The sequence below is a fragment of the Chryseobacterium sp. CP-77 genome (genome assembly GCF_036362765.1).
Lineage (GTDB): Bacteria > Bacteroidota > Bacteroidia > Flavobacteriales > Weeksellaceae > Chryseobacterium > Chryseobacterium cupriresistens.
On record NZ_CP143637.1, the window covers coordinates 1,144,144 to 1,167,747 of the forward strand.

The following is a 23,604-nucleotide window of genomic DNA, read 5'->3' on the forward strand; positions in this document are numbered from 1 at the left end:
GTTTTCACAAATAGGGTCTGCAGCATCTCATCGTAACTTTGCTGCATCAAAATCATTTTAGCAAAAATCCTTTAATTAATTTATGAATATCATATTTAACGCATGCCGGTATATGTGCATTGCGTTGTGCTTATTATTGAGCAGTTTTTTACATTCACAGATGATCGATTACCAGCATCTCGGCTTACAGCAAGCTGTAGAAATTGGTTTGAAAAATAATAAAAACATACAGATCAGTCATCTGAAACAGGAAATGTCCGTTACCAAAGAGAAAGATCTCAAAATGGAAAAACTTCCGGACATTGAATTCCATACAAGCTACAATCAGGTAACCAACCTGTTCCAGCATCAGAATGGCGTATTTAATAAAGCGACCAAGTACGATGTGATTAATGGAATGTATGATTTTACATTATCCGCTTCCATTCCGGTGTACATGGGAGGAAAAATTAAAAATACGGAAAAGAAAGCGGCTATAGATACTGAAATTTCAGCTTTAAAAACTCATCTGGACGAAAGACAGCTTAAAATGTCCATCATTACGGCTTTTCTACAGATTCATCATTTAAAAGAGCAGCAGAGCCTTATTAATGATAAAATGAAGGAAGATTCCGTCAACATCAGGCAGGTAAAAGCATTGAAAGCTAATGGTGTTGTAACGGTCAATGAAGTCTTAAGAACTTCTTTACAGCTTTCCAATCATAAAATGAGCTGGACGGAACTGGATAACGATATTCAGATTGCAGAGCACAAACTGAAAACAATTCTTTCGCTTCCGGAAAATCAGGAAATGCATGTCAATACAGAAGATCTTATTTCAGACAATGCTGCCATTCCCTATGTTGATGAGCTTACAGAAACAGCTTTAAACAAAAATGAATCTGTTGAAATCACCCATAAAAATCTTTCTCTTAAGGAACTGGATCAAAAGATCACCAAAGCGAATTATTTACCCAAAATTACGGCTGGCGGAGAATATTTTCTAAAGTATCCGAACATGATGTTTTTCCCTCCGGAACCTTATGCGTATCGTTTGGGAATGGTAGGTGTAAACCTTACCTATCCTATCGAAAATCTGTACAAAAATAAATACAGAATGCAGGAAGCACGGGAAAATATTGATCTTGCCAAACTTCAGATTGAAGAAAACGAGGAAAATGTAAGACACAATGTTTATGAGGCTTATAAAAAGTTTGAAGAGACAGACCAGAAGGTAAAAATTGCTGAAGAAGCGATTAATCAGGCTAAAGAAAACTACCGCATTGTAAGAACAAAATATGCCAATAAACTAAGTCTCATCACTGAACTGATAGATGCAGACAATGCTTATCTGGAAGCTGAATCTAATCTTATTTCCGTTAAAATCAACAGACAACTTAAATATTACCAACTCCAATATACGATTGGAAACTTATAAAAACTATGGCACAGAAACAATTGACACAAAAGGAAAAAAGAATCAACAAGTCCATTACTTTACTGGCCTGGATTCTGATCATCAGCGGAATCACGGGAATGATAAGTTTTTATCTTTTTTCGAGAAAGAATGTGACAACGAATGATGCACAGATTGAGCAATATATCACACCTGTATCCAGTAAGGTATCAGGTTTCATCAAAACGATACGGTTTAGCGAAAATCAGTTTGTACATAAAGGCGACACTTTAATTGTCATCGACAACAGAGAGTTTGTGAATCAGGTACACATGGCTGAAGCGAATCTTCATGCCAATACAGCAACCATCAGCACTATTGAAAGCGGTGTCAGCACCAAAGAAAGTGATACAAAGATTATTGATGCTAAAATTGCCTCTGCAAAAATTGATATCTGGAGAACGGAGCAGGATTTTAAAAGATATAAAAACCTTTTGGCAGAAGATGCTGCTACCGAACAGGAATTTGAGAATGTAAAAGCTTCTTATGAACAGTCAAAAGCCAATCTTTTGGCATTGGAACAGCAGAAAAATGCCGTAAAAGCAGGAGCGAACGAACAACAAACCAAAGTGGCTCCCGTAAAAAGCCAGATCCAGCAGAGTTCTGCCAGTCTTAACAATGCGAAGCTTTATCTTTCTTATACTGTAATTACGGCTCCTTATGACGGATGGGTCGGAAAGAAGACCATTCAGGAGGGGCAGTTGATTAAAGAAGGTCAGGCCTTGGTACAGATGGTCAGCAAAGAGAAATGGATCATAGCCAATTACAAAGAAACACAGCTTGGGCAGATTGATCAGAGCAAGGAAGTAATTATTACTGCGGATGCTTATCCCGATGTTGAGTTTAAAGGAAAAATAATTTCCGTTTCCCCTGCTTCAGGTTCCCAGTTTTCCTTGGTAAAACCGGATAATGCCACCGGAAATTTTGTAAAAATAGAACAAAGATTTCCTGTAAAAATTATCCTTGATAATAACAAAAACAATGAAAAGCTGCTTTCCGGAATGAATGTTCTGGTGAGTGCGAAGAAGATTTAAGTTTGAGAGTGGGAGCATTTTAGGGTTATAGAGTATAAAAATATCAGGTGTTATTACCATTTTCAAATTCTCTCATTTTCAAATTTTCAAATTAAATTATTTTTTTAGCGAAAAGGCAAACCGCAAAATAGCAAATCTGCCAATTTTTTCTTTAAGCATATTGGCCGTTTTACCTTTTACTTTTACACCCTTTTGCCCTTTGTCTTTTCGCGTTTTTCATTCAGATTAAACAGCAGAAAAACGATTTTTTGCTTTTTATCCACCATAAAAATTATGCAACACAATTCAGTTTATCATAAATGGGTACCACAATGGCTGAAACTGCCACTTCTTATACTGGCATTGTTTCCCCACCTGATGTTGTTGTCGCTTTTACATTCGAACAGCGCCTTCACATCTTCTTTTATGGATGTCGATTCAGATGACATCCAGTATTTAATGATTTTGATGTACGGGACATTTGTGGTTACCCTTTTAGTATTACAGAGATTTATGGCATATTTCAGCGTGAAATACTATGTTTTGCTGATGGCCTCGATTTCGGTGATTATTCTTTATGTTTTATCAGTCACCAATGATTATCATGTCATATTGGTCATCCGGTTTTTGGAAGGAATTTTCGGTTTGCTGGAAGGTGCTATTTTCCTGCCTTTAATTATTGCAGAATTAAAAACAAAGCACGCCAAAGTCTTAGCATATCTTTTTATGTATACGATTATGCTGACCGGAGGAACTATTACGACTTCCCTGTTAAAGTCAAGTATTGAAGATTATGATTTCCAACATATGGTTCTGATGATGGTCTACTTCCATGTGTTTGTACTGATCATCGGTATTGCTCTGTTCAACAGAAACAGATTCTTTCCTAAAAAACCTTTGTACCAATTGGATATTACAAGCTGGTTTTTGCTTTGGGTATGCCTGCAGGCTGGCGGCTATGCCATTATTTATGGAAAAAGACTGATGTGGTTCCAATCTGATACCATTATCATGTGTCTGTTTATATTTCTTCTTTCCGGAGGGTTATTTATGTTGAAACAAAGAAATTCCAAGAGACCGTTGTTCCATTTCGAAGTTTTCAGTTCCAAAAATGTCATTGCGGGAATGATCCTGTTTTTCATTTTTTATCTGATCCGTTCCGGGTTGAATAATGTCTACAGCATCATGGCTACCGTATGGAAATGGCCCTGGGATTATATTGTGAACATCCAGTACTGGAATGTGGCAGGAACTCTTTTGGGTATTTTGTTGTCAGGAATCTGTCTGGTTCGGGGAATTTCCTCAAGGATTGTTTTCTTTACAGGATTTCTTTTACTGGCCATTGACTGTGCATGGTTTACCTATACTTTTTATCCTGACACTACCCTTTCTACCATCTGTCCGCCCTTATTTCTGCAGGGAGCTGCTCAGGGATTGTTATTTACGCCGCTTGTTTTCTTTTTAATTTCAGGAACACCGGAAGAATATGTATCCAATGCTACCGCGCTGGGAACCACCACCCGTTTCTGGACAACCGCTATCGGTTATGCTTTGATGCAAAATCTGATGTTATTTTTAACATTAAAACATTCCGACAGTCTTAGCGCTAATCTCACAGATACGAATCCTGTCTTCTATAATCAGTGGAATCAAATCTTTGGAGCCAATATTTCCAAACTACCGGTTAACGATTCTTTATCCATGACAGCCGGTGCTTTTAAAGCTAAAATAACCGCTCAGTCAATTCTACTTTCCAATATGGAAATTTTCACGGGTCTGTTCTGGCTGGCTCTTATTACTGCAATTGGGCTGCTGTTGTATCATCCTGTAAAAATAGCAGTACGAAATATTATGTAGAATTACTCGCCCCAAAAAGACCACACAGTTCCGTTGAAAACTGCTAATTGCTTTTTCTGGGTATCATAAACCATCATGCCGGCTGCAGGAGAAATAATATTGAGATGAGGAGAAGCTACTTTCGGTAAAATCATGGCTTTATTACTGTCTTCAAGCACAAGAATTCCTGAAACGGAAGATGGTGTGCCTACGGAAACTTTTGCATCAGGCTGATCTGCCAGACTATCCTGCAGACTTGTATCCGCAGTACCTGTTGTATCTACGGAAAGATCTTTCCAAAGGGTATTCTGATACACTTTCACCTTCATATCCGAAGTATCAAAAACCAGAGTACCATTCTCAGGATTCTGAATGCCCGAGGTATTAGTTACCCAGGGAAGAACAATCCCGCGGTTCTCACTCCCGAATTCAATAGATGATGAAGCCGATTCTAAAACAGTTTTCCCTAAAGCAACCTGTGCATTCAAAATTCCGGAAGCTGTTATTATAATGATTAAGGCTATTTTTTTCATAACGATTCAGTTTTTTGTTAATCCGGGCAGGTTTGGGTATTGAAACATTTCCAGCCTGCAGCTGTTCCGTCAATATTAACCTGCAGACAATTTTGTGTGGTATTGTAAACCATCATTCCTTCTTTAAGATCTGCCTGTGGAATGGCTGCTACCTGAGCATCGGTAAGCCTGTTAAGAACAAAGCCTTTATTTTTTGATTCCAGTACAGCCCACGCACCTTTTCGTACACCCGGCCAGTTGCTTCCTCCTTTATCTGCCCTGCTTAATGAAGTGATTCCAAAATCCGGAGAAAGAACAGTTCCTGCTGTAGCTGCAGGTTTATAACAAGGTACAGTCCCCTGAATCGTAACGGTTACCGTTGCCGTATCACAATTTGACGGAGAAGCCGTCTGACAGATCTGATAGACTAAAGTATAATTGCCTGGAGGCGTTCCAGGAGCTACCAGAATATGTCCATCCGTAGTATTCAATGAAATATTGGGATTTGAGGTGGATACCTGAGATAAAATAACATTGGAAAGGGTTGCCTGTGCTCCGCCATACGTTTCAAAGTCGTTATCCAGTACAATTCCCACAGAAGATCCTCCTGCAGCAATAGTATAGGTATCATCTACCGCCATTGGGGGAAAATCTCCATTAATGGCAGGACAAAATCCGGGATTAATAATCAAAGGCGCACTACAGCTGTTGGTAGAAGCGCAATCAAAGGTAACATTCGTCAGAAAACTTGGATTACTGTTCATGAAAACCGTGCCCGGGTCAGAAACACCTGTTGTTCTTCTGAAATCAAGATTGGGTCCTACAGCCACATTTCCCACCTGAATAGGATTTTGCAACACGATATATCCTTTTTTTGTGGATGAAGCAGGTCCCTGAATGGCAGCATTCCCTCCCTGATACTGGTTCAGCGCCAGTTCCCCTTCATTGTAAATAACCGCATCAGCAGGGGCATTATTTATATTTCCCGTAGAGGTAAAAAGTCCAAAATTGTAAATTTCGCTGCTGCTTCCGGACAAATTAATATCTCCCCCGACTGTAAAAATTCCAGTATTGATAATTTTACCGCCATTAATATTAAATCCGTTCTGAGAGATAATGGTTCCACAATTGACATACACACTCTGTTCGTTATTCCCGTAGTTGCCGCCAATAAATATCAATCCGCCCCCTTCGTTCCTGAATAAAGTGGTAGCAGAGCTGCTCATATTCAGGTTGCCGTTAATATTCAGATTTCCAAAATTATCAATCTTATTAGTGGAATTATCCCCTAATTGCAAAACTCCCATTTCTATAAGTCCCTCATTGACAATTTCATTAATCTGTCCGTCTATGGTGAGATTTCCATTCCCTCCTCCTACTGTTATATTCCCGGTATTATAAACATGAACATTGAGATTGGCAACACTTGTTATGGTCTGATTAAAATTAAGTGTTCCATACACTTCAAGGCTTACAGGAGCATTGGCCGCTCCGCTTATACTATTCTGAAACTGCAAGGTAACACCGGAAGCAACGCAAATCTTAGCATTTGTCCCGAACGTCGGATTATTGAATGTCATATCGGAAGTAAAGCAGACTGTTGTATTATCAGGAAAATGATAATTGGGGTCGGTAGGGTTTTGAACACCGCAGCCTGTACATTGTGCGTAACTGAAATAATAAAAGAATAAAGGGAATAAATAGAATAATTTTCTCATCCTTAGATTTTATATAAATAAAACTACAAAATTTTTATCACCAAATAATGAATTTCATAATATTTATCACTATATTAATTAAAAAATAATATAAGATGATTTTATTCAAATCAATATTTAAATATTATTAATAAATTTCCAACCTATACGATCCAGAAAATAAGAACGTTTAATAATATAAAAGTCACCGATGGAAATTGAGAGTATTCTACTGAAGCAAAGAGATTTTTTCAAAACACAGCAAACCAAAGGCATTGCTTTCAGGAAAATGTATCTTGAAAAGCTTAAAAGCCTTATTATTTCCAATGAAAATAAGCTGTATGAAGCGATTAACAAAGATTTTGGAAAATCAAAATTCGATACTTTTACTACCGAACTGTCTTTTATTCTGAATGATATCAATTATTATCTTAAGAACCTAAAATCCCTTTCAAAGCCTAAAAAAGTCAGAACCAATCTTGTTAACCAATTGGGAAGCAGTAAAATTTACGCTGACCCGCTTGGCTGTGTACTCGTCATCGGAGCCTGGAATTATCCTTATCAGCTATCACTTTCTCCCATTATTGCGGCAATGGCTGCCGGAAACTGCTGTATTCTGAAGCCCAGTGAAATCGCTGAAAATACAATGAAAGCAATGGCCTCCATTATCAATGAAAACTTTCCGCCTGAATATCTGTATGTGTATGAAGGTGGTATTGATGAAACCACAGCTCTTTTAAAACTAAGGTTTGATAAAATATTCTTTACCGGAAGTACAAAAGTCGGAAAGATTGTTTATAAGGCAGCAGCAGAGCACCTTACTCCGGTAACCCTTGAACTGGGCGGAAAATCTCCGGCTATTGTCACTAAAAATGCCAATCTCGAAATAGCAGCCAAAAGAATTGTGTGGGGCAAATTTCTCAATGCCGGACAAACCTGTGTCGCTCCCGATTATTTGTTGGTAGAAGAAACCATTCAGGAGCAGTTTCTGGAAATGTTGAGAAAATATATTAAAGAGTTCAGATATGATCAGGATTCTGAACAGTATACAAGAATTATTAACCTAAGGAATTTTCAACGCCTGGTACGTCTTATTGATAAAGAGAAAGTCTATTCCGGAGGTTATTTTGACGAAGAAAAGCTCTATATCGAGCCTATTATTCTGAATCATATAGACTGGAATGACGAAATCATGCAGGAAGAGATTTTTGGACCTCTCCTGCCAGTCATCAGTTTTAAAAATTACAATGCAGCACTCAACTCCATTTTAGAACTCGAGAAACCGCTGGCAGCTTATCTTTTCACCAATGATTCTGAAGAAAAAGAAAACTTCACCCGTAAATTGTCGTTCGGAGGAGGCTGTATCAATGATACCGTGATGCATTTAAGCAATGATCATCTTCCTTTTGGAGGAGTGGGCAATTCAGGGATTGGGAATTATCACGGAAAATATGGTTTTGAAACCTTTTCACACCCAAAAGCAGTTCTTGAAAAAGCAACCTGGGGAGAACCGGATATCAAATATCCGCCTTATTCTGATAAAAAATTAAGCTGGATTAAAAAGCTATTATAATTTGTACGGATTAGTATTTTTATACCCTTATACTAACCAGAAAATAAAAAAACTGCCTCATTTCTGAAGCAGTTTTATATTTTTATCCTTTCTTTGGGGCCCAGGTAGTAAAAAATTCTTTTACTTTTTCTTTACTGTACCCTTTTCCTTCTTCCAGAACATCACTTTGCTGAACCTTAATCATTTTCCCATCCTTATCCAAAACGATAAAAACCGGATAACCAAATTTTTCACCCGGATTTCCATACTGGGCAAAAACCTTTTCATTCTTATTGTCCGGAGAAAAGTTCAGGTGGTAGTATACATAATTCTTATCTACTAATTCCTTCAGTTCAGGAGTAGTCTGTACGTAATTATTAAAACGAAGACACCAGATACACCAGTTTCCACCAGCCTGGATCATCACATTCTTTCCTTCTTTCTTAGCCTGGGCAACCAGTTTATTAATATCAGCCTGAGCATCAGCTTTTGGGTCATAAGGTTTAGGAAGCTTAGCCTTTTCTTCAGCTGCCTTTTTCTGAGCTTCTAATTTAGCCTCCTCTGCAGGCACTGTAAGTGCTGTTTTTTGTTTTCCTTTTTCGGGCGAATTTTTTGCATTTTGCGAAAAAGCAAAAGTACTTAATCCCAGGAAAGCGAATATTATCAATTTTTTCATAATATAAAAGTAAAAAAAATAACATATATCCTTTAGCAAAAATAGAACCATAATTTTATTATCACTAAATTTGCGTGTTTTATGAATTTTCTAATCAAAATATTATTCCTGATCTCAAAGCTTCCGCTGAAAATACTCTATGTTTTTTCGGATGTTATCTTCTTCCTGAATTATTATATTGTGGGATACAGAAAAGAGGTTATTACTCAAAACCTTAGAAACTCTTTTCCGGATAAATCTGAAGAAGAAATTAAAAAGATCCGAAAGAAATTCTACCTTAATTTTTCAGATTATCTGGTAGAAACGATTAAATCTTTCAGCATTTCGGAAACAGAATCCAGAGTGAGAATGCAGCACATCAATCAGCATTTATTTCACGAGGCTAAAGCGGAAGGAAAAAATATTATTCTTTTGGCAGGGCACGTTTTCAATTGGGAATGGATCAATGCACTGGCAAGAATTATTCCTCAGGCGCACTGTCATCCGGTTTACAGAAAAGTAAACAGTGATTTCTGGGAAAATCAGATGAAGAAAGTCCGGAACAAATTTGGAAACGAGGCATTGGAAGCCAATGAGGTTATTCTGAATATTTTCAGATCTAAAAACAACGGTGACTCAGCTTATATGTTTGTCGCTGACCAAACGCCTCACCATGCTCATGTCACTTACGGATTAGAATTTCTGAACCAACGTACTCCTGCTTTCATAGGTTATGACAGGCTGGCCACAAGAATGGATCTTGTATTCATTTATTGTGAAATGAAAAAGGTAAAACGCGGCTATTATCAGGTTAATTATCACAGAATATATCCGGATGGTGAAAAGTTTACAGAAAATGAGGTCGTGAGAAAATTTCATAAATTATTGGAAAACACTTTACACAAATATCCTGACAATTACCTTTGGTCACACAGAAAATGGAAATATCAGGACTCTATCAAAAACTTTGATTCCGAAAAAAAATAGGTTGACATGCAGAAAAAACTGGCAGTTGCCATCTTAAACTGGAACGGCAGAAACTGGCTTGAGAAATTTCTTCCGGGTGTAGTTCAATTTTCTCAGAATGCGGACATCTATGTGATAGACAATCTTTCTACGGATGATTCTGTTGAGTTTCTACAAAAGAACTTTCCCACGGTACATATTATTAAAAATGATCAGAACTATGGGTTTGCAGGCGGCTATAATGAAGGATTAAAATCCATCAGACATGAATATTACTGTCTTCTCAATTCTGACGTAGAAGTTACTGAGAACTGGACAGAACCTGTGTTGGAACTATTAGAAAACACCCCTGCTATATCCGCAGTACAGCCCAAAATTTTATCTTTTCATAACAGAAGTTATTTCGAATTTGCCGGAGCTGCCGGCGGATTGATAGATAATCTTGGGTATCCTTACTGCAGAGGAAGGGTTTTTGATGATCTGGAAGAAGATAAAGGCCAGTATAACGATGAAACAGAGATCTTCTGGGCATCAGGGTGCTGTTTTTTTATCCGTTCAAAAGATTTTTGGGAGCAGAATGGTTTTGATGCCAGATTTTTTGCTCACCAGGAGGAAATTGATCTTTGCTGGAGGCTTATTAATTCAGGAAAAAAGATTTATTATACCGGAAACTCCAAAGTTTATCATGTAGGTGGTGGAACACTTAACAAGCAGAGTGCACAGAAGACGTATTTAAACATGAGAAATAATCTTTCCATGATGCTCAAAAATCTTCCCTTTCCACAGGTAATTTTGATAATTTTAATCAGACTATGCTTAGATGGCATCGCCGGAGTGTATTTTGGAATTAAGTATGGCATTTCCCATCTGTGGGCTGTATTGAGAGCTCACTTTGCGTTTTATAGTCACATTCCGGGAACTTGGAAACTTCGCCAAAGTCATCAGAAGAAGGATTTTTATCAATCAAAATGGCTGATTTTTAAGCATTTTTTAGGTCGCAGATGAGAGGTTATAGGTTGCAGGTAATAGGAATTAGGGATTAGGGATTAGGGATTAGGGATTAGGGATTAGGGATTAGGAAAATTACAACTTTCTTACTTATCATGAACTAAGATTTATTAGAGTAAAAATTTATAACTTCAATTAACCTTAAACTTTAAACTCTAAACTATAGAACCAGCAACTATCAACCCAATAACAACTAACAACTTATAATAAAAAAACAATGGATTTCTGTGCAATAGATTTTGAAACGGCAACACACGAGAAAAGTTCAGCGTGTGAGATGGGGATTTGTATTGTACAGGATTCTAAAATTGTAGAAACAAAGACCTGGCTGATCAAACCGCCGAGTTTTCCCTATTTCAGTAAATTTAACATTGCGGTGCATGGAATTCAGCCGGAGGATGTAAAAGATGCCCCTACCTTTGATGAAATATGGTATGAAGCTCAGGATATGATGTACGGAAGTCTTATGATTGCTCATAATGCAGGCTTTGACGCCTCTGTTTTAAGGGGATGCCTGCAGCATTACGGAATGTTTACTCCCAACTTGAACTATCTTTGCAGTATTCAGCTTGCCAAGAAATCATGGAATTATCTTCCTAAATATGGGCTGAAGCCATTAGCAGAATATCATCAAATTGATTTTACCCATCACAGAGCAGGAGCTGATGCGGAAGTATGTGCCAAAATATCTCTACTGGCATTTGAAAAACTCTTCCTCACCAGTAATGATGAAGTAAATGAGTATATGAAAGCAAAAATTAAAAAGCTTTAGTTATCTTACAAACAATAGAACCCGGGTTCTTTGTAAAAACCTGTACTTTCTGACAGGACATCTGTTATTAATTACTCAACACTTCAGACAACAGATTGAATTTTGGAATATCAATTTCAAAAGTTTCCTGTGTCTCCATGTTTTTAACCAGGTATTTTCCGCTCATATTCCCCACTCCGGAACGGAGCATTACATTGGAAAAATAAGCAAAATTTTCATTGGTTCCTATCTCGGGAGTCAATCCGATCACTCCGTCGCCTATAATTTCTGTGTACCCGAATCCGACATCAAAAATCAACCATTTTCTTTTCAATACTTTGATAGGAAAGCTTCCGTCATTTTCTATCGTGATATTATATTTAAAAACGTAACGGTTTTCGGATGGATAACTGTTTTTACTATCATATTCAGGGATTACTGAAACTTTGATATTGGAAGTCATTTTTGAAAACATCATTGTAGTATTTTCTTAATAAATACAAAAATCTCGCCTTTTTTAAGGCGAGATCATATATTATGTTATAATTTTATTAAAAACTATAATCCAAGGCCTTTTCTTTCGTCACCTCCCATTAAAATTTCAACAGGGTTGTCGATACCTTCTTTTACCGCTACAAGGAATCCTACAGATTCTTTACCGTCGATAATTCTGTGGTCATAAGACATTGCAACATACATCATTGGTCTGATTACTACCTGTCCGTCAACAGCAACCGGTCTCTGGATGATGTTGTGCATTCCTAAGATTGCAGATTGAGGAGGGTTGATGATTGGTGTAGACATCATAGATCCGAAAGTACCACCGTTTGTAATGGTGAAAGTACCACCAGTCATTTCATCAACTGTAATTTTACCGTCTCTTACTTTAGTAGCAAGATCTTTGATGTTGGCTTCAACAGCGCTGAAAGACATGTTTTCTGCATTTCTCAATACAGGAACCATTAATCCTTTAGGACCTGAAACCGCAATTGAGATATCGCAGAAATCATAGTTTACTTTGAAATCACCATCGATAGATGCGTTTACATCAGGATACATTTGTAATGCTCTTGTAACAGCTTTTGTGAAGAAAGACATGAAACCAAGTCCAACTCCGTGTTTCTGAGCAAATTCTTCTTTATATAGTTTTCTCAATCTGAAGATTTCAGACATGTCAACTTCGTTGAAAGTAGTTAACATCGCTGTTTCATTCTTCACAGAAACTAATCTCTGAGCAATTTTTCTTCTTAAAACTGAAAGTTTAGTAGTCGTAGTAGATCTTGAACCTGTTGCAGTAAGAGGGCTTCCTCCTAATGCAGGTACTGCTGCTAATTCAGCATCAGTTTTAGTAATTCTTCCGTCTCTTCCTGTTCCTGAAACCTGAGCAGCATCCATTCCTTTTTCATCAAGGATTTTCTTAGCAGCCGGAGATGGAGCTCCTGTTGCATAAGTTTGTGGTGCAGCTACCGGAGCAGCAGGTTTTGGAGCTTCCTGTTTAGCAGGTTCAGCAGCTTTCGGAGCTTCTTCCTGTTTTGGAGCTTCAGCAGCAGGTGCAGCACCTTCCGGCTTTTTAGCATCCATATCAATTAAACAAACTACCTGACCTACTTGTACCACATCACCTTCTTCTGCTTTTAAAGTGATTACACCACTTTGTTCTGCAGGCAATTCAAGAGTTGCTTTATCTGAATCCACTTCGGCGATAGGTTGATCTTTTTCTACATAATCACCATCTTTTACAAGCCAAGTTGCAATTTCAACTTCTGTAATTGATTCGCCCGGTGAAGGAACTTTCATTTCTAAAACTGACATATCGAGTATTTTTTATTTTTTAATTGATTATTATTTAAATTAAGCTGTAACGGGTCTTTTTGCAGGAGCATCATCTCTGTCGAAAACTCTGTTGATCACTGCATTCTGGTTTTTCTCAAACATTTTGTGGCTACCTGGAGCCGGAGCACCGCTTGGTACCGGAGCAACTACCTGGATTCCTGTATCTCTGAAGTTTCTCAGGATATAAGACCATGCCCCCATGTTTTCAGGTTCTTCCTGAGCCCACACCAGTTGTTTTCTGTTTTCATATTTGTTGAAGATCGCTTCAATAGCATCTGTCTGAAGCGGATATAACTGCTCGAATCTTACCAAAGCAATGTTTTCACAGTTCAGTTCTTCTTTCTTCGCCAATAATTCGAAGTACAGTTTACCTGAACAAAGAACTAATTTCTCTACTTTTTTAGGATCTGCAGCAGGATCGTCTAATACCGGCTGGAATGCACCGTTTGCAAAATCTTCAAGCGGAGAAACCACTTTAGGGTGTCTCAACAGAGATTTAGGGCTCATTACGATCAATGGTTTTCTGAATGACCATTTCAACTGTCTTCTCAATAAGTGGAAATAGTTGGCAGGTGAAGTAATATTGGCTACTACCATGTTTTCGTTAGCACAAAGAGTAAGGAATCTCTCCAATCTTGCTGAAGAGTGCTCTGCTCCCTGACCTTCTGAACCGTGAGGCAATAACATTACCAATCCGTCCTGGATTTTCCATTTTTCTTCTGCAGCTGCCAGATACTGGTCAACAATAATCTGAGCTCCGTTCACGAAATCTCCGAACTGAGCTTCCCAGATGGTTAATGTATTTGGAGAAGCCATTGCATATCCGTAATCGAAACCAAGTACACCATATTCTGAAAGGTGAGAGTTGAATACATCAAATCTGTTTTCAGAAACGTGTCTTAACGGGATATATTCTTCTTCTGTATCTTCTGTTTTTACTACAGCGTGTCTGTGAGAGAATGTACCTCTTTCCACATCTTCTCCGGAGATTCTTACATTGTGACCTTCCACAAGAAGTGTTGCATAAGCTAACCACTCTCCTAACGCCCAGTCTAATGAGTTGGCCTCAATAGCTTTGATACGGTTTTCAAAAAGTCTTGTAATTTTATTAATGAACTTTTTGTCTGCCGGAAGTGTAGACATTTTAAGCGCCAGTTCTTTCAGTTTCGCCAGATCATATTTTGTGTCTACCGGAGACTGAACTGCTCCTCTCTTACCAATTGGATAATTTACCCAATCTTCAGCCATGAACACATCCATAACGTTTTTCTCAATCTCTTTGGAAGCATCAAAATCTTTATCCAGCAGCGCTTTGAATTCCGTTTCCATTTTAGCGATTACATCGTTTGAAGTAATGCTGTCCTTAAGCAATTTATCTTTATAAATTTCTCTTGGATTCGGGTGTTTTGAAATGGTTTTATAGAGGTTAGGCTGAGTAAATCTTGGCTCATCCCCTTCGTTGTGACCGTATTTTCTGTATCCTAAAAGGTCGATATAAACGTCTTTACCGAATTTCGCTCTGAAATCAGCAGCAAAATGAATGGCATGAACAACCGCTTCAGCATCGTCAGCGTTTACGTGCATTACAGGAGATTCTGTAACTTTCGCAATGTCTGTACAGTATGTTGAAGATCTTGCGTCCATGTAGTTGGTTGTAAATGAAACCTGGTTATTGACAACGATATGAACAGTACCTCCTGTTCTGTATCCTTCCAGCGTCATCATCTGAGCAACCTCATAAGCAATTCCCTGTCCTGCAATAGCACCGTCACCGTGGATGATGATTGGCAATACTTTAGAATAATCTTTGTATTTGTCATCTACTTTTGCACGGCAGATACCTTCTACAAGGGCAGCAACTGTTTCAAGGTGAGACGGGTTCGGAGTAAGGTTGATAGACACTTCTTCTCCGGAAGCTGTTTTGATCTTTTTAGAGGATCCTAAGTGATATTTAACGTCACCTGAGAATACATCTTCTTCAAATTCTTTTCCTTCAAATTCAGAGAAAATCTGCTTGTAAGATTTTCCGAAAATGTTGGTAAGGACATTCAGTCTTCCTCTGTGAGCCATTCCTAATACCACTTCATCTACTCCTAACTGAGAAGATCTTGAGATCAGCTGATCTAAAGCAGGGATTAATGTTTCACCTCCTTCTAATGAGAATCTTTTTTGTCCTACAAATTTTGTGTGAAGGTAGTTTTCAAAAGCTACCGCCTGATTTAATTTTAATAAGATTTCTGTTTTTTCGTTGGCAGAAAGACTTGGGTGGTTTTCATTTACCTGAAGCCATCTTTTGATGAAATCTTTTTCTTCAACGTTGTTGATGTGCATGTATTCTACCCCGATAGAATCACAGTAGATGTTTTCAAGATGCTTGATAAGGTCTGCCAGCGTAGCAGGCTCTTTCATTCCGGTTTCAACCGCACAGTTGAATTTTGTATTTAAATCTTCTTTAGAAAGGCCGAAGTTTTCGATGTCTAAAGTAGGGGTATAATGTCTTCTTTCTCTAACCGGGTTAGTCTTTGTAAAAAGGTGTCCTCTCGTTCTGTAAGCCTCAATAAGGTTTACTACTTTAAATTCTTTCTTGATGTGCTCAGGAACTTCTCCGTTGGATACTGCCTGAGAAATCTGTTGCTGAACTGCCGGGGCAGCGTTGGCTGACGCCTGAATAAATTGAGTGTTATCGTCATCTCCGTAGTTCTCCAAAGCAAAATCGAAGCCTTGAAAGAAAGCTTTCCATGATGGTTCAAGAGAGTCCGGGAATTTTAAGTACTGTTGGTATAAATCCTCAATTAACTGAGAATGAGCTGCGTTTAGGAATGAAAATCTGTCCATTATTACAGTTTATCTATTTATTAAAATTTATTTGTAGAATTAATCTTCAAATTTAATAAAAAAAACCGAGTTAGAACAGTCTGAAACCGTTAAAAAAACTTAAGAAAAAATAAATTAAAAAAAAATCACTTATACACTGATAATGAGAGCTTAACGTTTACCTCCTGACCTTCCATAGGACGTTCAATAAAGGTCTGGCGGATATCTCCGAAGCGCATCTCGTCTTTTTTGGCTTTCTGAATGAGCTGCTGGATTGCCCGAATTCGCCCCTCGTAGTTCCCTTTGTAGTAAATTACATAATTTTGAGACGGATTTACGGACCTAAAATTGAAATTATTATCAGACACTCCGATTTTCTTGGAAAGTGGAATTCCGAGGAAATAAGAAACCTCTTTGTCTTTGTAATTATCGGCGTCTGTAATCAGGATCGGGTACCCGAATTCATCGTCTCTTTTCCCGAGATCCATCGTCACAAAATTATAGACTTTGTTATAATTCATGACGATATTTTTGTAAAGAGCATCTTTCTTGTTTGAAGTACTTACATTAATTCCCAACAACAGCTTGTCTTCTTCATTTTCCACCATTAGACTATCATATTTGATAGCCGCCATCTGGTTATCTTTTTCTACTTTATTTCCTAAAGAATTTTTAAGATTCACCATACTTTTGTTGATATTTTCAGCAAAACGGTCTTCAGTCCAGAAATTTTGCACTCTTCTCCAGACCGCTAATTTGGGGGTGTGAACATACCAGATAATTTTTGTTTTTTCTGCAGAAACCGGTTTGAATTTAACATCAACCAATGTCGGATTTTCGTTTTTATCTTCAAAAAGCTGGTATTTCAATGTCTTATTGAGGTTCTCATACCTGATGAACATTTCTCCATCAGTATCATTTTTAGGGTCTGCATAGCTGATGGCACTTCCCTGTCCTTCGTAAGGCGTATAATAATCAATATCTATGGATGGTGAGCTGGTAAAAAAGTTATTCCATCTTGTAAAATTCTGAAGATTATTAAACTGGGCAAAAACCTTATCCACGGGATAATCAATCTCTTTTTCAATCGTAAAGTTTTTACTTTCGTCCACAAAATAGTACATGGAAGCAGCATAAGCTCCTCCCAAAAGGATAATAATTACCGCTAAGATTTTAAAAATACGCATCGTACAAAAATAATACAAATATAAAGAGTGACCAATATGCTGATCACTCTGATTATATGTTTAACAATAATTAACCTTGTTATAGGCTGGAAGCGGGGTGAGGGAAGCTGGAAGTTACTATTGTGCAGATCATTACTATTTTTTTTGATTAAAACATCCGAACTTACCCAATAAACCTGACGTTTATATGAAGAGTCTACTTTTATACTCCGTTCTTCAATAACTTCCATCTTCCAGCACCCAACTTCCCTTCTCTTACCCGATATGTGTTCCGGGGGCAATGACAGCGCCTTTCTTTACTACCACAATCCCATCCTGAACAGAATAGGTTCCATAATCTCCATCCGGAATATGTTTTCCGCCGATAATCTTCACATTGTCCCCAATATAACAGTTTTTATCCAGGATTGCTTTTTCTATATAGCAGTATTTTCCGATTCCCATATTGGGACGTCCTCCTCTGTCATTGATGACGATTTCTGTCGTGTTCTGGTAGAAATCAGCTCCCATAACATAGGAATTCACGATGGTACTTCCTTTGTCAATTCTGGTTCTGTTTCCGATCACGGAATTTTCAATTTTATCTGCCATAATGATACATCCATCCCCAAAAACAGCTTTGCTTACATAGGAACCATTGATTTTTGACGGCGGAAGCATCCTTGCTCTGGTGTAGATCGGAGATGAAGAAAAAAGATTAAATTGCGGCAGATCAAGGCAGAGGTCAAGATTGGCTTCGTAGAAAGATTCAATCGTTCCGATATCCGTCCAGTAGCCTTCATACTGATAGCTTAATGTCTTGTATTTTCCAATGGAACTTGGAATAATATCTTTTCCGAAATCATCACCTGCTCCTTCATCAAACATCTTTTTAAGAATATTCTTTGTGAAAATATAGATTCCCATGGAAGCCAGAAACTCTTTTCCGGTGCGCTTATTTTCTTCTGAAACTTCGGATTTCATACCTCCCAGCATATCAAAATCCGGTTTTTCATGGAAAGAAGTGATATTTCCTTCGTCATCGGATTTTAAGATTCCAAAACCGGTGGCATCTTTTGCATTGACCGGAATGGTAGCGATGGTAAGATCTCCCCCGTTTTCAATATGGAAATCCAGCATTTCCCTGAAATCCATCTGATACAGCTGGTCTCCTGAAAGAATCAGGATATAGTCGTAATCATATTTTTCAAGATGCTTCATCGACTGGCGGACAGCATCTGCAGTACCCTGGTACCAGCTGTCATTTTCCACATTCTGCTCGGCTGCCAGAATATCGACAAAGCCTTTGCTGAAGATGTCAAAGTGATAAGAATTTTTAATATGTGAATTGAGAGAAGCAGAATTAAACTGCGTTAACACCAGAATTTTATTCAATCCTGAGTTCAGACAGTTTGAGATAGGAATATCTACCAGTCTGTATTTTCCTGCAATAGGAACAGCCGGTTTAGATCTCGTATACGTTAACGGGAATAATCTTGTTCCTCTGCCTCCTCCTAAAACAATAGAGATTACATTTCGATTCATAAATATCTTGCGTTTTATTTTATTAAGTTTACTGTTCTGTTTTTAGTGTTTACTGCTACTTTAAAGCATTCTTTGTTTTCATATTAAATTCAAATCAGCTATTATATAAAGCTATGTATTTTTCTGCAGATTTCTCCCATGCAAAATCAAAATTCATATTGGCATGGATAAGATCTTCCATAACCCCTTTTTGATTATAAATCGCCAATGCCCTGTTCATCGCATGTACAACATCATCTACACCCGGATAAGTAAAGTTCAGTCCTGCTCCGCCGGTTGAAATATCTTCCACCGTGTCTCTGAGCCCTCCTGTATATCTTACCACAGGAACGGTGCCGTATCTCATAGAATACATCTGGTTCAGTCCGCATGGCTCTACTCTTGAAGGCATCAGAAGAAAATCTGCCGAGGCATATATCTTATGGGAAAGATGCTCTTTATATCCGAGATCCAATGCAAAATTGGTATACGTATAATCGTATTCTTTCAGCTTATTTTCTATGTAGGTATTTCCTGATCCGAGAATCATAATATTTAAAGCGCCATAACTCTGCTTAATACTTCTCCATACAACATCCGGCAGCAGATCTGCACCTTTCTCTGTAGCGAATCTTCCGATAAAAGCAAATAAGGGAAGTTCGGGTTTTAATCCATATTCTTTACAGAGATTTTCTTTATTTTTTTTCTTTTGAGCGACTGCATTTGTACTGTTAAAATTAAAATCCAGCATCGGATCGGTTTCCGGATTCCAGACTTCTGTGTCAATACCGTTGATGATTCCGTACGCTTTTCCGAATTCCTGGCGAACCAGACTTTCCAGTCCGCGGAAGCTGATGAAGAGTTCTTCAAGATATCCTTCCGAAACAGTAGTGAAAGCATTGGCACATTTGATCATGCTGGCCAGAGGATTCATCAATCCGTTCCAATCCATCAGTCCCCATTTGTATGCATCGAAAGAAGGCATATATTGTGCCATAGTCCAGCTCATCATGCCCTGATATTCGCCATTATGAATAGTTCCTATTGTTTTTACTCCTTTTAAGAATTCAAATTCATAACAGTTTTCTACCATAAAAGGAACGAGACCGGTATGATAATCATGGCAATGAAGTACATCAGGGCGGATTTTCATCGCAGAAAGCCAATGCAAAACGCCATGCTGGAAAGCCAGAAACTGGAAGTTTTCATCCTGGTATCCATAAGGGTTGTCCCTGTCCAATAATCCCGGAATTCTTACCATATACAGCTCAAATCCCAGAACATTGGTCTTCTCTTTCAATACCTGAACCTGCAGCATATTGGCTGACTGATGAATAAACCCGTCAAAAACCAGATCAAATTCATGATCATATACAAAGGATTTGTTGTACCACGGCATTACGACCCTGGCTTCTACTCCTGCTATTTTATTCTGATATTTTGGTAACGCTCCCACCACATCTGCCAGACCGCCTACTTTTGCTACGGGATAACATTCTGTACTTAAATGATAAATAACCATTCTTTATCTCTTATGTTTAATTCTGTGTAATTTATATTTTTTATCTTTCTTCTGACGTAAAACTATTCCGGCCAATGGCGGCAGCTTCACGGTCATTGTTTTTGGATAATTTCTCCATTCTTCATACTTCTCTCCCAGGATTTCAGGTTCTACTCCGCTTCCACTGTACTTTTCATCATCTGAATTCAAAACAACCTCCCAGTGGGTGCCAGCAGGAATTCCTATCTTATAATCCAATACGTTGGGTGCCAGGTTTAAAGCTACCATCAGAACATCATCTTTCTTTTTTCCTTTTCTGAGGTAGACATACACCGAGTTTTCCAGATCATCTGCTTCCACCCATTCAAAACCATTTCTATCAAACTGATTTTCATAAAAGGCAGTTTCTGACCGGTACAAATGGTTCAGTTCCTTCACCATTTCCTGCATTCCTTTATGAACAGGGTATTTCAGCAAATGCCAGTCGAGGCTTCTGGTAAAGTTCCATTCACTGGTCTGCCCGAATTCATCGCCCATAAAAAGCAGCTTGGCTCCGGGATGGGTATACATATAAACATATAAGGTACGGAGATTGGCAAATTTCTGCCATTCATCCCCTTTCATTTTATAAATAAGACTTGCTTTTCCGTGTACGACTTCATCGTGTGACAAAGGCATCATATAATTTTCATTATACATATACATGGAAGCGAAGGTCAGTTTATGATGATGAAATTTACGGTTAATAAAATCCTCTTTGAAATAATCCAGCGTATCATGCATCCATCCCATCATCCATTTCATTCCGAATCCTACACCGCCGTCATGAACAGGTTTTGTAAGCATGGGAAAATCTGAACTTTCTTCTGCGATGGTAATGATATTATCTCCAAATTCTTTGTAGACAGCTGTATTAAATTCCTGTAGAAAGGCTTTCGCTTCCAGGTTCACATTGGTGCCATATATATTAGGCTCCCACTCCCCTTTATTTCTTGAATAATCCAGATGAAGCATTGAAGTCACGGCATCCACACGCAATCCGTCAGCATGATAACGATCCAGCCAGAACATGGCATTTGAAATCAGGAAGGATTTCACTTCATTTCTTCCGTAATTGAAAATATGCGATTTCCAATCCGGATGAAAGCCTTTTCTCGGATCTTCGTGCTCATACAGATAGGATCCATCAAAACGGTGAAGCCCATTGGCATCTCCCGGAAAATGGGACGGAACCCAATCCAGAATAACGCCTATGTCATTATTGTGAAGTTCATCAATAAGAAACATCAGATCCTGTGGTGAACCAAAACGTGAAGTTGCTGCATAAAAACCGGTAATCTGGTATCCCCAGCTCGGCTCGTAAGGATATTCCATCACGGGCATGAATTCCACATGGGTAAACCCCATTTCTTTGATATAAGGAACGAGCTTTTTCGCAATATCCCTATAGTTTAAAAAACGTTGAGGCTGATCTTCTTCCCTTACCCAGGAACCCAGATGTAATTCATATACCGATAGTGGAGCTTCCAGCCTGTTTTTTTTCCAGCGGTAATCCATCCACTCCTGATCATTCCATTCGTACCAGGTTGTAGAAACCAGAGAAGCAGCCTGAATATTCTGTTCCCAGCTCAATGCATAAGGATCACTTTTTTCAAGAATTTCGCCTCCTTGGGTTTCAATAGCATATTTATACAATGTTCCCCAGGTTAATCCTTCAATAAATCCTTCCCAAATCCCGGATTCATCCCATCGTGGAAACAAAATATGATCTTTATGATTCCAGTTGTTAAAATTTCCGATCACGGAAACTTTCTTTGCGTTAGGAGCCCAAACGGAAAAATATACGCCTTTTACGCCCTCTTTTTCTGCAGAATGTGCTCCAAATTTACCATACAGCTTATAGTGCCTACCTTCTTTAAAAAGATACACATCATGATCGGTGAAAAGCGTGTAGGTCTTAACAGAATTCATCAAGATCAGTTTATATTTATATTTTCCCTGAAACTACGAAAAATACTGACAATAGCGATGAATTATTCATCAAATAATTATCAACATCGTTTCATGTTTTGTCTATCTATCAAATATATCATTTTTTAACTCACATTTTTTATGATTTCAAAACAATCTTTTTTTATAAATTTAACATCAATATTATTAAACACCTATGATGAGGTTTGAACTTTATACAGCAGAAATAGATGACAGGCCGGTATTTATCACCGGAAATTTCAATAGCTGGAATCCCAAAGATTACCATTTCCAGCTTAAACAAATTGATCCTTCCGGTTATTTTATAGAAATCGAAGATCAGCTCCTTCCTGATGATATTGAATACAAATTCACAAAAGGAGGTTGGGAAAACGTAGAACTGGATCAATATGGAAATATCACTCCCAACCGGAAAGCGAAAAAATCTGCTGGTAAAACGTCCGACTCCGTAGAAAAATGGAGATTGAACTGGGGACCGTTCAAAGAAGAATATTATCCTGTAGCAGAAGTTATTTCTGAAAATTTTTATATCCCGCAGCTTGACCGTTACCGCAAGGTTTGGGCACTCCTTCCTTATGATTATCACACGACAGATAAACGATATCCTGTTTTATACCTTCAGGATGCACAAAATCTTTTCAATGAAGGAAGCGGTTTCGGAAACTGGGAAATCGATAAAAAACTGTCTATCCTTGCAGAATACGGACGTGGTGATCTTATCATCATAGCGATAGAACATGGCAGCGAGGAAAGAATCAAAGAATATATTTTTGATAATGATCATGTAGCCAACGGTTCCGAAGGAAAAAAGTACATCCGTTTTATTGCCGATACTTTAAAGCCTTTTGTGGACGAAAATTACAGAACTAAAAAAGACCGCGACAACACCGGAATCGGGGGCAGTTCATTGGGAGCATTGATCAGTATATACAGCGGATTTCTTTATCCTGAAGTGTATTCTAAACTACTGATATTCTCACCTTCTCTATGGGTAGAACCGAATAACAACTTTCCGATGATGAATTTCCGGGTTCCGTTTAAAACGAAGATCTATCTTTACGGCGGAGGTCAGGAAGGTTCTAAAATGGTCAAAAGAATTCATATTTTTGAAGAATATCTGAAAAGATGGGAAGAGAAAAAGCTTTTTGATTTTGAATTCAAAACCAATATCAATCCTGAAGGCACCCACAATGAGTTTTACTGGTCTCAGGAGTTCCCAAGGGCTATAGAATGGCTGTTCTATGATAACACAGAAAATCCTGTAGAAGTAAAACCACAACAAAAAAGCATCAGGAACTAAATGCATAAAAACTGCCGCAGAAAATGTAAGCCGGCCAGGAACAAAATGA

At 38.1% G+C, this 23,604-nt stretch carries 18 protein-coding genes; 8 read left to right on the forward strand and 10 right to left on the reverse strand.

The genetic code is table 11. The features are described from left to right. Window positions 1-82: 82 nt before the first annotated feature. The 3 genes from V0410_RS05070 (at window position 83) to V0410_RS05080 (ending at window position 4,305) form a co-directional block, all read left to right on the forward strand. The gene (locus V0410_RS05070) at window positions 83-1,417 is read left to right on the forward strand and encodes a TolC family protein (protein ID WP_330746571.1); all 1,335 of its coding nucleotides are present in this window, start codon (window positions 83-85) and stop codon (window positions 1,415-1,417) included. A 5-nt stretch (window positions 1,418-1,422) separates the two neighbouring features. Then, complete coding sequence (locus V0410_RS05075) at window positions 1,423-2,469, forward strand: HlyD family secretion protein (RefSeq protein WP_330746572.1); 1,047 nt, start codon at window positions 1,423-1,425, stop codon at window positions 2,467-2,469. Between the two features lie 273 nt (window positions 2,470-2,742). Then, a complete protein-coding gene (locus V0410_RS05080; protein WP_330746573.1) occupies window positions 2,743-4,305 on the forward strand; it encodes a hypothetical protein in 1,563 nt (520 codons plus the stop codon). 2 nt (window positions 4,306-4,307) lie between these two features. Here V0410_RS05080 and V0410_RS05085 read toward each other — a convergent pair whose 3' ends face one another. Both V0410_RS05085 and V0410_RS05090 read right to left on the reverse strand, forming a co-directional pair. Continuing rightward, complete coding sequence (locus V0410_RS05085) at window positions 4,308-4,817, reverse strand: hypothetical protein (protein ID WP_330746574.1); 510 nt, start codon at window positions 4,815-4,817, stop codon at window positions 4,308-4,310. 17 nt (window positions 4,818-4,834) lie between these two features. After that, a complete protein-coding gene (locus V0410_RS05090; RefSeq protein WP_330746575.1) occupies window positions 4,835-6,514 on the reverse strand; it encodes a hypothetical protein in 1,680 nt (559 codons plus the stop codon). A 190-nt stretch (window positions 6,515-6,704) separates the two neighbouring features. On the opposite strand from V0410_RS05090, the gene V0410_RS05095 reads away from it, so the two are divergent. Beyond that, window positions 6,705-8,066, forward strand: a complete 1,362-nt coding sequence (locus V0410_RS05095) for an aldehyde dehydrogenase (RefSeq protein ID WP_330746576.1) — start codon at window positions 6,705-6,707, stop codon at window positions 8,064-8,066. A gap of 82 nt (window positions 8,067-8,148) precedes the next feature. Here the strand turns inward: V0410_RS05095 and V0410_RS05100 are convergent, their stop codons facing one another. Continuing rightward, window positions 8,149-8,721, reverse strand: a complete 573-nt coding sequence (locus tag V0410_RS05100; protein WP_330746577.1) for a thioredoxin family protein — start codon at window positions 8,719-8,721, stop codon at window positions 8,149-8,151. An 81-nt stretch (window positions 8,722-8,802) separates the two neighbouring features. Between V0410_RS05100 and V0410_RS05105 the strand changes: the two genes are divergently transcribed. From V0410_RS05105 to V0410_RS05115, 3 genes are all read left to right on the forward strand, one after another. Next, window positions 8,803-9,687 (forward strand): lysophospholipid acyltransferase family protein, encoded by an 885-nt coding sequence (locus V0410_RS05105; RefSeq protein ID WP_227944412.1) that lies wholly within the window; start codon window positions 8,803-8,805, stop codon window positions 9,685-9,687. A gap of 6 nt (window positions 9,688-9,693) precedes the next feature. Next, window positions 9,694-10,671, forward strand: a complete 978-nt coding sequence (locus V0410_RS05110; protein WP_330746578.1) for a glycosyltransferase family 2 protein — start codon at window positions 9,694-9,696, stop codon at window positions 10,669-10,671. A gap of 220 nt (window positions 10,672-10,891) precedes the next feature. Beyond that, window positions 10,892-11,446 (forward strand): 3'-5' exonuclease, encoded by a 555-nt coding sequence (locus V0410_RS05115; RefSeq protein WP_062675053.1) that lies wholly within the window; start codon window positions 10,892-10,894, stop codon window positions 11,444-11,446. Window positions 11,447-11,513: 67 nt separating this feature from the next. On the opposite strand, the gene apaG is transcribed toward V0410_RS05115, so the two are convergent. The 7 genes from apaG to glgB all read right to left on the reverse strand — a co-directional run bounded on the left by apaG (window position 11,514) and on the right by glgB (window position 22,234). Beyond that, window positions 11,514-11,903 carry a Co2+/Mg2+ efflux protein ApaG gene (apaG, locus tag V0410_RS05120; protein ID WP_062675055.1) on the reverse strand — a complete coding sequence of 130 codons (390 nt, stop codon included), beginning with the start codon at window positions 11,901-11,903 and terminating at the stop codon, window positions 11,514-11,516. An 80-nt stretch (window positions 11,904-11,983) separates the two neighbouring features. Then, window positions 11,984-13,237: a 2-oxoglutarate dehydrogenase complex dihydrolipoyllysine-residue succinyltransferase gene (odhB, locus tag V0410_RS05125; RefSeq protein WP_110010291.1), complete on the reverse strand. Its 1,254-nt coding sequence runs from the start codon at window positions 13,235-13,237 to the stop codon at window positions 11,984-11,986. Between the two features lie 39 nt (window positions 13,238-13,276). Then, window positions 13,277-16,093, reverse strand: a complete 2,817-nt coding sequence (locus V0410_RS05130; RefSeq protein WP_330746579.1) for a 2-oxoglutarate dehydrogenase E1 component — start codon at window positions 16,091-16,093, stop codon at window positions 13,277-13,279. 125 nt (window positions 16,094-16,218) lie between these two features. After that, on the reverse strand, window positions 16,219-17,259 hold the full coding sequence (locus V0410_RS05135; protein ID WP_202840721.1) for an SRPBCC domain-containing protein: 1,041 nt from the start codon (window positions 17,257-17,259) through the stop codon (window positions 16,219-16,221). 255 nt (window positions 17,260-17,514) lie between these two features. Continuing rightward, window positions 17,515-18,783, reverse strand: a complete 1,269-nt coding sequence (locus V0410_RS05140) for a glucose-1-phosphate adenylyltransferase (RefSeq protein ID WP_330746580.1) — start codon at window positions 18,781-18,783, stop codon at window positions 17,515-17,517. Between the two features lie 94 nt (window positions 18,784-18,877). Then, window positions 18,878-20,284 (reverse strand): glycogen synthase, encoded by a 1,407-nt coding sequence (locus V0410_RS05145; RefSeq protein WP_330746581.1) that lies wholly within the window; start codon window positions 20,282-20,284, stop codon window positions 18,878-18,880. Between the two features lie 3 nt (window positions 20,285-20,287). Then, a complete protein-coding gene (gene glgB / locus V0410_RS05150) occupies window positions 20,288-22,234 on the reverse strand; it encodes a 1,4-alpha-glucan branching protein GlgB (protein ID WP_330746582.1) in 1,947 nt (648 codons plus the stop codon). 199 nt (window positions 22,235-22,433) lie between these two features. Between glgB and V0410_RS05155 the strand changes: the two genes are divergently transcribed. Beyond that, window positions 22,434-23,555 carry an alpha/beta hydrolase gene (locus V0410_RS05155; RefSeq protein ID WP_330747662.1) on the forward strand — a complete coding sequence of 374 codons (1,122 nt, stop codon included), beginning with the start codon at window positions 22,434-22,436 and terminating at the stop codon, window positions 23,553-23,555. Window positions 23,556-23,604 lie beyond the last annotated feature (49 nt).

What these genes read in the sequence shown, in the direction of transcription:
- V0410_RS05070 (WP_330746571.1), top strand. Translation starts at nt 83, where the DNA reads ATGAATATCATATTTAACGCATGCCGGTATATGTGCATTGCGTTGTGC.
- V0410_RS05075 (WP_330746572.1), top strand. Translation starts at nt 1,423, where the DNA reads ATGGCACAGAAACAATTGACACAAAAGGAAAAAAGAATCAACAAGTCC.
- V0410_RS05080 (WP_330746573.1), top strand. Translation starts at nt 2,743, where the DNA reads ATGCAACACAATTCAGTTTATCATAAATGGGTACCACAATGGCTGAAA.
- V0410_RS05085 (WP_330746574.1), bottom strand. Translation starts at nt 4,817, where the DNA reads ATGAAAAAAATAGCCTTAATCATTATAATAACAGCTTCCGGAATTTTG.
- V0410_RS05090 (WP_330746575.1), bottom strand. Translation starts at nt 6,514, where the DNA reads ATGAGAAAATTATTCTATTTATTCCCTTTATTCTTTTATTATTTCAGT.
- V0410_RS05095 (WP_330746576.1), top strand. Translation starts at nt 6,705, where the DNA reads ATGGAAATTGAGAGTATTCTACTGAAGCAAAGAGATTTTTTCAAAACA.
- V0410_RS05100 (WP_330746577.1), bottom strand. Translation starts at nt 8,721, where the DNA reads ATGAAAAAATTGATAATATTCGCTTTCCTGGGATTAAGTACTTTTGCT.
- V0410_RS05105 (WP_227944412.1), top strand. Translation starts at nt 8,803, where the DNA reads ATGAATTTTCTAATCAAAATATTATTCCTGATCTCAAAGCTTCCGCTG.
- V0410_RS05110 (WP_330746578.1), top strand. Translation starts at nt 9,694, where the DNA reads ATGCAGAAAAAACTGGCAGTTGCCATCTTAAACTGGAACGGCAGAAAC.
- V0410_RS05115 (WP_062675053.1), top strand. Translation starts at nt 10,892, where the DNA reads ATGGATTTCTGTGCAATAGATTTTGAAACGGCAACACACGAGAAAAGT.
- apaG (WP_062675055.1), bottom strand. Translation starts at nt 11,903, where the DNA reads ATGATGTTTTCAAAAATGACTTCCAATATCAAAGTTTCAGTAATCCCT.
- odhB (WP_110010291.1), bottom strand. Translation starts at nt 13,237, where the DNA reads ATGTCAGTTTTAGAAATGAAAGTTCCTTCACCGGGCGAATCAATTACA.
- V0410_RS05130 (WP_330746579.1), bottom strand. Translation starts at nt 16,093, where the DNA reads ATGGACAGATTTTCATTCCTAAACGCAGCTCATTCTCAGTTAATTGAG.
- V0410_RS05135 (WP_202840721.1), bottom strand. Translation starts at nt 17,259, where the DNA reads ATGCGTATTTTTAAAATCTTAGCGGTAATTATTATCCTTTTGGGAGGA.
- V0410_RS05140 (WP_330746580.1), bottom strand. Translation starts at nt 18,783, where the DNA reads ATGAATCGAAATGTAATCTCTATTGTTTTAGGAGGAGGCAGAGGAACA.
- V0410_RS05145 (WP_330746581.1), bottom strand. Translation starts at nt 20,284, where the DNA reads ATGGTTATTTATCATTTAAGTACAGAATGTTATCCCGTAGCAAAAGTA.
- glgB (WP_330746582.1), bottom strand. Translation starts at nt 22,234, where the DNA reads ATGAATTCTGTTAAGACCTACACGCTTTTCACCGATCATGATGTGTAT.
- V0410_RS05155 (WP_330747662.1), top strand. Translation starts at nt 22,434, where the DNA reads ATGAGGTTTGAACTTTATACAGCAGAAATAGATGACAGGCCGGTATTT.